Origin of the sequence: Streptomyces sp. NPDC001933 (assembly GCF_042890955.1) — a bacterium.
Taxonomy (GTDB): Bacteria; Actinomycetota; Actinomycetes; order Streptomycetales; family Streptomycetaceae; genus Streptomyces.
Genome location: NZ_JBIASS010000018.1, coordinates 133,736 through 143,453 on the forward strand (window position 1 = coordinate 133,736; position 9,718 = coordinate 143,453).

Below are 9,718 nucleotides of genomic sequence, written 5' to 3' on the forward strand. Positions count from 1 at the left end.
CATTGCGGACCGGCCCAGCAGAGCCTGGCCGTTCGACGCGGCGGACCGATACCGCTACACCGCCGATGGCCGGATCCCGGTCTGCGTGCACCCGGGCCGGGTCGGACTGGAACCTGAACGGACAGCCCCTCCACCTATCGCGACCCCCGCCATCCGGAGCCGGCCAGGTGGCACCGCCGATGGCGGCGACGCTGACACAGACCCACCACGGGCTGCGAACGTTCCGTCCCGGCACAGGAAGCCCGTCCGGGGCCCTGCGCCCTACCCGAGTGCGGTACAGCGCGCTTCTGCGACCGCCACCAGGTCTGGCTGCTCCCCGTTTGCAGGGTGCGCGATTTTCACCGGGCCCAGCCCGTGCCACCGGAGGCCGGCTCTGCAGAGCTCCAGCTCCAGCCGCGCCCGTGCCTTGCGGCGGGTGGCAGCTCGGACGTTCTGTCGACGAAGCGGGTCAGGCGGGTACGGTCTTCTCCAGCGCCACCACGACCATCACCGGAAGATCGGTGTCATGCTGGATCACACCGGCCGTCAGGGTTCGGCCGTCGAGGGTCCACTTCTTCACTGCGATGAACTCGTCCTTGTCCGCCGCGGTCTGTTCGCCTTCGACGAGGTGGCCGGCGAGAGAGGAACCCTTGATCTCGGGCAGGAAGTCGGCCAGCGCTTGCTCCCCCTGCTCGTAGACGGCATCCAGGTCGTCGAAATAACCCGACTCGTCGACGTCACGGATCCAGACGGCGAACGAGACACAGACCACCCCACCGCCGAACGCCTGGATCCAGCCCCCGACGCCGTCCTTGTCCCACGACGTCTCCACACCGTCGCGGGGCTTGCCCCCGGGCGTCCACTCCTGGGCCGAGAACCGCACCGCCGCGCCCTCGACGGTCAGCGGGGCGATACCCCTGAGCTCTTCCAGCATTGCGATCACTGCAGCCATGAACCCATTCAACCCATGCCTCAAAATCTACTGACAGTCCGGGGTACCCGGTTTCCATCCCCGTCATCGCCAGCCCCGAGAACCCCTTGCGCATCACCGAGCCGATGGCGCCGCCACTGAAGTGATCAATGACGGAGCCCACCCCCTGCGTGAACTTCGCTACCGACACCTCGTCGAAGGCGAGGTCCGCCCCTTCACCGGTCACAGCCACCCCCTCCACTGCCATACCGAGTCGATCGCGGTGCCGTCTCCGATGATTCCGGTGGCCGGCAGGATCTCATCCACGGTCCATGCCACGAGCAGCGCGACGTAGTCCGTCAAGCAGTTGCCTGGGGCACGGCGAACGGCGACGTGAGCCAGTGCCGCCCCGCCCGTGAATGCACAGACTCACCGAGCACCAGAAGAACCACGGACCGCATCTCACGTACCAGCGAGCGCGAATCACCAATTCCCGCCCCCTGCGCGGAAGAACGCTCTGTCAACGCCGTCCTCAACTGTTCCGCGGCCTCATCCCCACCTGGGCATCTGATGCCCGTAGAAGCAGGACGAGCGGCCGGGACACGGCTCCCGCGTGTCAACAACGCCCAGGCCCGCCACCGGCTGTACTCAAGGGGCACTATTGGTAGACAGGTTCCGTGCTCGGCCACCGGGTCTCCAACGATCCGGGTGGCCGCCGGGCAGAGGAGAACACAGCGCCCAGGAGGGCTGTATCCCCGTACGGGGCCCGGCCGCAGCACCGATCCGCCAGACTGGGAGACACGAGAAGAAGGAGAAGCCGGTGGAAGACGAACCTTTTGACGAGTGGGCAGCACGCCGTGAGCAGCGCCGCCCCACGCCCGGGGAACGCCGGGCGACCCCGCTAGGCGAACAGCCAGGCTGTTGACCGCACGCCACCAAGAGCCCCGACAAGAACCACCGGCGCGCCAAGTTGCTGGTGCTCCTGTGGCCGAGGGCGTTGGGCCCGCCCGAAGACCGCGTGAAATTCGTCCGCTCGGTTCCCGGCCGGGCCCCGGGCATAGGACACTCGGGGCAGCAGACCGAAGGAGAGATATCCGTGACGGCCCAGCCCGAGCACCCCGCAGACCCCCGGGTCCCCGCTGTCCCACGCACCATCAACGCGATCCGTGACGCGTTGGCCGGCGCCGATCGCACCCGCTTCTACACCGAGGTCCTGGCAGCAGAGGCGAACAAGGTGCCGTCCGTGATGAGCCGCTGGTGGAAGGTAGCGATGCTGCAGCGCGCCCCCGGAGCCGACCAGAGCCGGGCCAATGCCACAGCCGGCCGCTCCCTGGTCTCCGTCGACGACCTGCTCGTGGACGGGACCTGATGAGCTGGACCGTCTGGACGGAGGAGATCCCAGCACAGACTGTGCTCGACATGCCCGTCGACCTCCGCAGAAGTACAGTGAACTTCTTGCGCGCACTGGCCATCGAGGCCGGCGGCGCGGTCGATCTGGGCAGACAGCCGCCCGGCGACGCGATGGACGAATTCGAGATCCGGTACTCCCTCGAGATCCCGGGCGAATCAGTCATCATCGAATACATGATCATGAGAGACGCCAAGGAGATACGCGTCCCGGTTCTGGTCTGGTTCCACTGAGGAGAACGTGGAACCAGACTCACGAGCGCCGACAAGCGCGAGGTCAACTACCGGCTCACCGCGAACCCGAGCGAGGCCAGCGCACCGTCCCAGTGGATCGAAACCCGGCGATACCTGACCCATCAGACGGCACCAACAGTCTCGCCAAAGAAACCGCGGGACCGCACCCTCGACCGCAAGCAGTCGCCTCGCCTCAGTCCACCCTGACGCGCGCCTACCCGCACAGCGAGCTGGTTCTCGTGGCCGTCAGCGACCAGGACGCCAATTCCTACGGCCGTCACGGCCGCGTTGCCCCACTGGTTGTCACCACGTGGTGAGGTCGATGCTGTGGACGCAATGCGGGTCAGTCTCGTCGGCCGCCCAGCGTTCCTCCTCACGCACGAGTGTCGGGAGTGCAGCAAGTAGGGCGGTCAGCGCGCCGGTGAGACGTACATCGGCCGCGATGACGCCGCCTTCCTCGACCGCGAAGTACAGGCGCATGCTGTCCTGCCCCGTGAAGAGGAAGCCACACAGAACAGGGCTCGGCGGTGTCTCGATGACTGGCCAGGCCAGTGTCCGCAGGATGCGCAGTACCTGGTCCGTGCGTACCGGTGGAGCGGGTTCGACGGCGGAGGTGTCCACCCGGACCAGGGACATGCCCATGACGGACGCGTCCGAGTGCGGGGGGCTGCTGGACACGAGCGTTCGTGCCCACCCCAGTGCCAGGGGGGCAGTGACCGGCTCGTCATCGTCGTCTACCAGCGGGATCTCGTAGGCGACCAGCGTGCTCGGTGCCACGGCGTCGGCTTCGCCGGCCACGATCCGGACCGCATCCCGCGTCGGTAGCATCCCGCGCAGGAAGGTCCGGCCGGAGAGAGGCACCGCCGTGTAGTCGAGGAGAAAGCGTGTGATGTACGCCTGCTGCTCTACCGATTCCTCGCACAGTCCGCTCACTCGTTGACCCAGCTGGGGCACTTGTTGACGCCCTTGCAGTAGGCCGTGATCACGCCGATCTTCTTGCCCTTGCCCGCGTCGTACTCGCCGTCGGCAGTACGGCGGGCGTATTGCACGATGACCACGATGTTGACCAGCCGGGTCTGTTTGCGGGCGACACCGTAGTACTCCAGGCGCCCTCCGCTCTTCTTGTCGACCTTCCCGGCGAGAGCCGCGTTGATGACCCGGCACTTCTTGATGTTGTGCTTGCCGGAGAAGTGGTTCCAGCCGAGGTCACCGTTGCCGTACCGAGTGGGGATCACCCGCCCCTCGGGATCGGTCTGCTCGCACTTCGTCGTCTTGTTCCAGTAGGGCCCCGCTGACGCATTGGACACAGACCCGCCGACGAGCACTACACCGGCAACTGCCGCGGTCATGACGCTGATCATCCTCATGACCGCAGACCGTGTCACATTCCGGTCGGGTATGCGCCTTCCTCATCAGCAGAAACGGTTCCCTGTTCCCCGGACGGATTCATGGCCTTCACCGGATTGACGGGCCCCGGCCCCCGACCGCCTGGCCGCAGGGCGGACAGGGACAAAGCCGGACTGACGCCTCCGGGCAGACAGCGATGCCCACAGCAGCGACCCCGCCATAAGCTGCGAGCTGGACCTGGAACGGCTGCCTGCTGGCCAGCTCGTCAAGCAGGGCGCCGCGAAGCTGAGTCAGCTGTTCGCAGACCGCGTTGCCCTTGGTCCTTCAGCCCTCGTGGCAGAATGCCCTGGCGCACCTTGTGAGCGACCGGGAGGCGTTCGGCATCGGGGCCAACGCGCCAGACCGATCACCAGGCGGTGGGCAAACGGAAGGTGGCAGCGCCGCAGCCAGATCACCGGGAGCTGTCAAGGTCTTGCCCTCGCCGCCGCGGCGGAAGCGCCCGACGACGAAGTTCTCCTTCATCATGCGCCGCGCGGTCTCCACACTAGGACGCGCGGCGCGCAGAGTGCACGGGCCTGGGCCGAAGTCATGCCAGTGGCTGTGCGCAGTGCCGTGCGGTGTCGTCGGCCAATGAACCACGGGTGAGTTTGGCCAGGCGCCTGGTCGCGCCAGCGCCGGGCTCGAGGCCGAGGAGCTCCATCGCCCCGTGTCGGTGGGCGCCGAGTGCGCTTACGGCGCGCTGGATGTACTCGGGCTGGGTCTCCGCAGGCTGGGGCTGGGGAGCGGCGGGGATGCGCTCCGGAGGGGCAGCATTTTGGGCGGCGCGACGGGTGGCCGCCGAGACCCTTGAGCTGTTCTGACTACGGGGCGGAGCTCGGCAAGCCGTGGACTACACGAGGGCCGCACCGCCGGAGCTTCGAGAAGGGGAATAGGTTGCCCGCAAGATCCTGGGATCTGATGCCGGGGCGACTACACGGGCCAATTCGCCGTAGGTTGGGGGCGCAACCGAGATCAGGGGAGGGTTCAGCATGGGAGACCTTGAGCCTCAGCTCAAAGCGGAGCTGCGCAAGGCTTGGCTGGGGGCGACGGTAGAAGGCATGGGCCTGCGAGATGACGCCTTCGGCAATGCGACTGCTCGTGCTGAGCTGGTGTATGAGGTCGTCCGCTTCTTCTACGACGAAGCCAAATTCCGCACGCCAGGGCCGGCTGAGGAGCGAGAGCAGTTGGCGAAGGTTGGTGATGCGGCGAGAGGCTACGCTGATGCGATGTTCGCGCAGACGCGAAGCCACTCCAAAGACATGTGACCGACGATTCGGGTCCTGCTGACAAGCCGCGCTGGCGGGTGTCCGTCTCATGTACGGACCTCCGCGAGACGGTCTGAGAGGAGCGGGGGAGCGGAATGGCGTGGGCACTGCAACCCCCTTGCCAGTGCGCACGACGCGACGGTGTCGGCCCGTGGATCGTCCGTCATCAGTGACGGGCTGGCCGGGGTGCTGCGCGGCGTGGAGACGGGAACCGAGCTCGTCTGCGTCCACGGCGGCCGGTCGGCCACGCCGCCGGCGAGGACTGCCTCGGCAGGTGGCGCACGATGTGCAGCCCTTTGCCCGTCCCGCGCCATGACTTTGGGGGCTGTCTGTGCGGCACACCCCCTCGCGTCTGTGAACGCGCGCTGAGCCTCGCCGCCGATCCGGCCGCCGCACGGGGCCACACCCCAGGCGTGCAGCGCGGGGTAACCGGTGGCCACTCACCGCGGTTTCGGCGAGTGTTCGGTAGAGCGAGGCGACCGAGGGTGGACTTGCCCGTGTTCTTCCTGGTCTAGGTGGTGAGCTTCTCGTGGGCTACTCGCCTCCGTTTCCGGCGAGGACCCCTGTCTCGGACGCTTGGTGGTCGACCCCGCTCGGCAGGGGCTGTGCGATGACGGGCATCCCACCGCCGAGCACGTCTTGTACAGCGTCGCGGGCGCCATGCGCGGCGGCATCAGCCGCCAGCGGGTCGCGATCCTGGCCGGCCAGGGACAGCTTGGCCGGCACCCGGCGGAGGTTACCGCGGTGTCTGTCCAGCAATGACTCAGGAGCCAGCCCTCGCAGATTCGATTCCGGCCGTGGGCTCAAAAGCCTGCTGCTGGATGTCCGATTCAGCGCTGTGGCTGGTGGAATCGGTGCTGACGGTTGGAGCGATGACGCTCACTCTTCCCGGCATCACACCGTTCAACGACATAGTGCTGATGGTGGGCGAGCAGATCGGACGCGCCTGCACAGGCAGACCGGCGCACTGGTGAACGAAACGACATGCAGCGACGTCACTCAATTCGGCGCCGTCTGCCGATGGCCATCTACCTGATCGTGGTCGGTCCTGTTCTCGCCCGGGGCGGTCTGACGGACTTGTTTCAGACAGCCACTTGTCGCTACCGCCGTGTATCGGTGACATCAGGCGGAGTTTGTCAGTGACACTGGTGGCATCTCTTGGGCCACTTCCCATTCGATGACTGCGCGCCCCTGTTGCTGGTACCGGACCTGCTTGATCCGCTTGCGGATCTCGTACGAAGCTCTGCCTCGCACGCCATAGACCTCAACATAGCAAGGTGGCTCGGTGTCGGTGAGCACGAAGTCTGGGAAGACGTCGTCGCTGCGATCCCACCGCAAGGGCTTGATCAGCTTCCTGCCTGCGTCGGTGAGGGCATCGGCCATCCGCAGCTCGTAGGAGGAGTCTACGGGGATGTAGTTTCGGTTGGTGAGCATGAAGGCGGCATCCACGACTCTCAGCGCACCGGATGGGCGCCGTTGCTCGACGACCAGGAGGGCTATGCGGCGGGCTGTGTCACCGGCTGCCGATGAGAATGCGGCTACGTACGAACGCTTCCAGCGTTCGAGCTGCTTGCCGGAAGTGAACAGTCCCTTCGACAGATGGCGTAGGGCTATGCGGTGTCCGTAGGTGCTGGGGGCGATCTCTTTGACTTCCCCGAGGACGAGTCCGCGGCGGGCGCTGCCCTCCTCGGGCCGGCTTAGGCGTTGTTGGAAGCGGTCAAAAGCTTCCTGGTGCATGTCGGCTGTACTGCGTCGAAATACTGGCACGACGTAGAGGGCGTCCTTCAGTGGGTAGGCGTTGACCGTGCATTCATCCAGCAGCCCATGGAGCCGCGCGCGACAGTTGTGCCAATGGCGGCTGCCTCCGCGTGGCCGATTCCACTGGTTGAGCTGGGCTTCCTCCCACAGGAAGTGGGTCAGACCCAACAGTCCCACGGCGCGCCGCGACGAAGCGGTGTCCTGGCTGTCCGCGGGGTCCAGGGTCGCGGTCGAGCCGCTGGCTGTCTCGATGGTGAGCGGCACATCGAGGCGAATGGACGTGCCGTCTTCGGTCTGCAGAATCCCGCCCATCCCATGCATGGGCCGCCCGGACAATTCGCCCTCAAGCTTGAAGAAGTCGCAGTGATGAGCGTGCTGACTGCCCTCGTCAGGCCACCCGGCTAGGTGGAACCGGCCTCCGCGGGCGCGGATGACAAGGCGGGGCGGTGGTGTCTGCGGCCACTTGCACAGACAGTATGCACAGCCGTCCTCGGATCGGGCCTTGGTGAACAGGTAGGTGTACCGGGCGGGGTTGCGCCGAACTGCGGTGAGCGCGATCATTTGGTCGGCTATCCGAACCATCTGCTCACCCTCGGACATGCTGGCCGGTCGCCGTGATGAGTGTTTTGCGCCGGAGAATCGCTGGCTCACCGTTCGCTTCCCCCATGAGAGCCGCGGCAGCCCGTGCTGTCCGGGCCCTGGATCGGGGCTGAGTGACTTGTGAAGGCCCTGTTCTGAGCTGGGTCATCGTGACCAGTGTCAGCGGCTCGAGGTGGGCCTGGTGTCGGCCGAGCCGGTGGACTCCCTGGAGACACCGGGGTTCCGCCGGCCGAGCATGACCGCGGGCCAGAATTTCTGCACTGCGTGCCCACCGGGTCGTACGCGGCACCGGACTGTGTCTGCATCTGAAGAGCCGTAAGGTGAGCCCGCTTCCGCACCGCTCTCAGAGCTAGGACATCACTCGCCGGCGCTGCGAGTCCCTTGGATGTCGATGCACGGTCAAGGACGGGGAACACGCTGACGGCTACATGATGCAAGCACGAGAACAGGAGCAGCATCAGGCTGCCGTCAGCGCCATGGCCGAAGCGCCCTCGCTGCGTCGGCTCATGCGAGCGGCCGTTTGCATCAGGGCGGGCACGTAACTGTGGCGGTGTCTCTGGATCTGAGTCGGCAGGCCGAGTACGGCGAGGGCTCCTGTCACACTGCGGCCCCGAAAGAGCGGAGCAGCGAGCATTTCCCAGCCCGGGACCGGCGCCGGCGTCAGCGCGTGACCTTCGGCACGTATCTCCCTGGTGAATCTGCTCGCCGGAGCATCGTCGAGGTATGCCTGGATGACCAGGCCCGCCGCGTCGGCATGCAGCGGAGCCATCGTGAGACGGTCGCGAATCTGAGGCGTGCAGCGTGCCAGTGCTGCCTGGAAGTCGGCTCGCTTGGCCATGTTTGAGTGCAAGCAGAGGCGAGAACCTGTGCCAGCGACCAGGACGGCGGAGAACACCATGACGACCTGCGCGGTCTGACGCTGAAGCAGGGAGAGCTCGCGGTAGAGGACACCGTCATCCATCACTGCTGAGTCGGGCAGTCCCTCCGCAGGGGTTGCCAGCCGCCCGCGGGCGAGCCCGTACTGCCCCTGGCGGGGGTGTACGAAGGCCTGTGCTCGCACACCCGCGCTCAAGATCCTGTGCACGGTCGACTTCGTGTACTTCGTGTTCTCGATGATCCGCCACATCGGATGGACACCCGGGCCGAGCTCCTCGACTGCCTGGTACACACGGAACACGCGTTCGTGAGAGGTCGGTTCTGCCGCATCGAAAGGCGCCTGGATAGTCAAGTCTCTCCCCCTCGATAGTGGATTGGCGGTGCCGTCCCGCAGTCGGAGACAAGAAGCATGCGCACCGTGTGCCCCATCTCTATCCCATTACATGCCAACGGTGATACTGGAAACGGCGCTTCCGGAAACGCCACTTCCGATCACGGAAAGCTACGGCGAGGTCTGTGTGGGGGAGTGCGTGGCGCGCAAGCGAAAGCAGCACTGAACAGGCGATGAGTGTGATGAGGGACTTAGTCCTCTGCTTCGACGATAACAACGCGTGAATCAACCGGACTGGCCCCTTCCGTGCTCACGGGGGCACGGAATCAGGGAACACATGGCCAACGAGCTGCACAAACGCATTGGGATCCGACGGAATGGTGGACACTGAGCAGCAGCGGACCAGTATGCATCCAGAAATCCCGCCACACGGGAAACTGTCGCTCGGAACACCCCTCGCACGGCAGCTATGCGTGAAGCCCACAGGCCTGGGCCGCCTCAGCATCGTCGAGCGCCTCCTGGCGGGTCAACCCTTCCTGTCCCAAAATGCCGTCCTGCGGTATCGCTGCACGAAAGAGGCCGGAAGGAGGGAGGGGGTGCATCGCGGGTGAGTACGGAGGCGCCTGACGGCAGCGGAATCAAAAGCTGGTTACGGTGGCGCATTCCATGCCCTCCAGGGTTTCACGAGAGGCGGCGCGCGAGAGTAGACGCCACTCACTCTCTGTCTCCCTGAGCAATGGAGGGCCCCTCCTGTCAGTGGGCGGGAAGAATGCTGATGCCACGAGGCTTCGGGATCAGTGCAATCGGCATGCCGACTTGGAGCAGGCACCTTCTCGTGTCGCCTGGAGACCGTCCCCCCTCGCAATGCGCGGAGGGGCGTAGCGAGCTTGCTTTCTTGTAAATGGACCTCGGACCAGTGGCGCGTTCCCTGTCTCAAGCTTGAGGCTGCATCACGGATTCCACTGCTGGCTA

The 9,718-nt window shown here is 65.9% G+C and carries 10 protein-coding genes; 5 read left to right on the forward strand and 5 right to left on the reverse strand.

The features are described from left to right. Positions 1 to 448 precede the first annotated feature (448 nt). Positions 449 to 931, reverse strand: a complete 483-nt coding sequence (locus tag ACFYY7_RS34140; RefSeq protein ID WP_388667711.1) for a hypothetical protein — start codon at positions 929 to 931, stop codon at positions 449 to 451. Between the two features lie 778 nt (positions 932 to 1,709). Here ACFYY7_RS34140 and ACFYY7_RS34145 point away from each other — a divergent pair. The 3 genes from ACFYY7_RS34145 (at position 1,710) to ACFYY7_RS34155 (ending at position 2,530) form a co-directional block, all read left to right on the forward strand. Continuing rightward, a complete protein-coding gene (locus ACFYY7_RS34145) occupies positions 1,710 to 1,814 on the forward strand; it encodes a DUF6087 family protein (protein ID WP_388667712.1) in 105 nt (34 codons plus the stop codon). Positions 1,815 to 1,985: 171 nt separating this feature from the next. Beyond that, complete coding sequence (locus ACFYY7_RS34150) at positions 1,986 to 2,258, forward strand: hypothetical protein (RefSeq protein WP_388667713.1); 273 nt, start codon at positions 1,986 to 1,988, stop codon at positions 2,256 to 2,258. Next, positions 2,258 to 2,530 carry a hypothetical protein gene (locus tag ACFYY7_RS34155; protein WP_388667714.1) on the forward strand — a complete coding sequence of 91 codons (273 nt, stop codon included), beginning with the start codon at positions 2,258 to 2,260 and terminating at the stop codon, positions 2,528 to 2,530. The genes ACFYY7_RS34150 and ACFYY7_RS34155 overlap by 1 nt, the downstream gene beginning before the upstream one ends. A 303-nt stretch (positions 2,531 to 2,833) precedes the next feature. Here ACFYY7_RS34155 and ACFYY7_RS34160 read toward each other — a convergent pair whose 3' ends face one another. Further along, positions 2,834 to 3,463 (reverse strand): hypothetical protein, encoded by a 630-nt coding sequence (locus ACFYY7_RS34160; RefSeq protein WP_388667715.1) that lies wholly within the window; start codon positions 3,461 to 3,463, stop codon positions 2,834 to 2,836. Beyond that, the gene (locus tag ACFYY7_RS34165; RefSeq protein WP_388667716.1) at positions 3,460 to 3,879 is read right to left on the reverse strand and encodes a hypothetical protein; all 420 of its coding nucleotides are present in this window, start codon (positions 3,877 to 3,879) and stop codon (positions 3,460 to 3,462) included. Before ACFYY7_RS34165 ends, ACFYY7_RS34160 begins: the two co-directional genes overlap by 4 nt. A gap of 1,026 nt (positions 3,880 to 4,905) precedes the next feature. Between ACFYY7_RS34165 and ACFYY7_RS34170 the strand changes: the two genes are divergently transcribed. Then, on the forward strand, positions 4,906 to 5,181 hold the full coding sequence (locus ACFYY7_RS34170; protein WP_388667717.1) for a hypothetical protein: 276 nt from the start codon (positions 4,906 to 4,908) through the stop codon (positions 5,179 to 5,181). Positions 5,182 to 6,002: 821 nt separating this feature from the next. After that, positions 6,003 to 6,155: a hypothetical protein gene (locus ACFYY7_RS34175; RefSeq protein WP_388667718.1), complete on the forward strand. Its 153-nt coding sequence runs from the start codon at positions 6,003 to 6,005 to the stop codon at positions 6,153 to 6,155. Positions 6,156 to 6,303: 148 nt separating this feature from the next. On the opposite strand, the gene ACFYY7_RS34180 is transcribed toward ACFYY7_RS34175, so the two are convergent. Continuing rightward, the gene (locus ACFYY7_RS34180; protein ID WP_388667719.1) at positions 6,304 to 7,590 is read right to left on the reverse strand and encodes a DUF1173 family protein; all 1,287 of its coding nucleotides are present in this window, start codon (positions 7,588 to 7,590) and stop codon (positions 6,304 to 6,306) included. 406 nt (positions 7,591 to 7,996) lie between these two features. Continuing rightward, positions 7,997 to 8,500 carry a hypothetical protein gene (locus ACFYY7_RS34185; protein WP_388667720.1) on the reverse strand — a complete coding sequence of 168 codons (504 nt, stop codon included), beginning with the start codon at positions 8,498 to 8,500 and terminating at the stop codon, positions 7,997 to 7,999. Between the last annotated feature and the right edge of the window lie 1,218 nt (positions 8,501 to 9,718).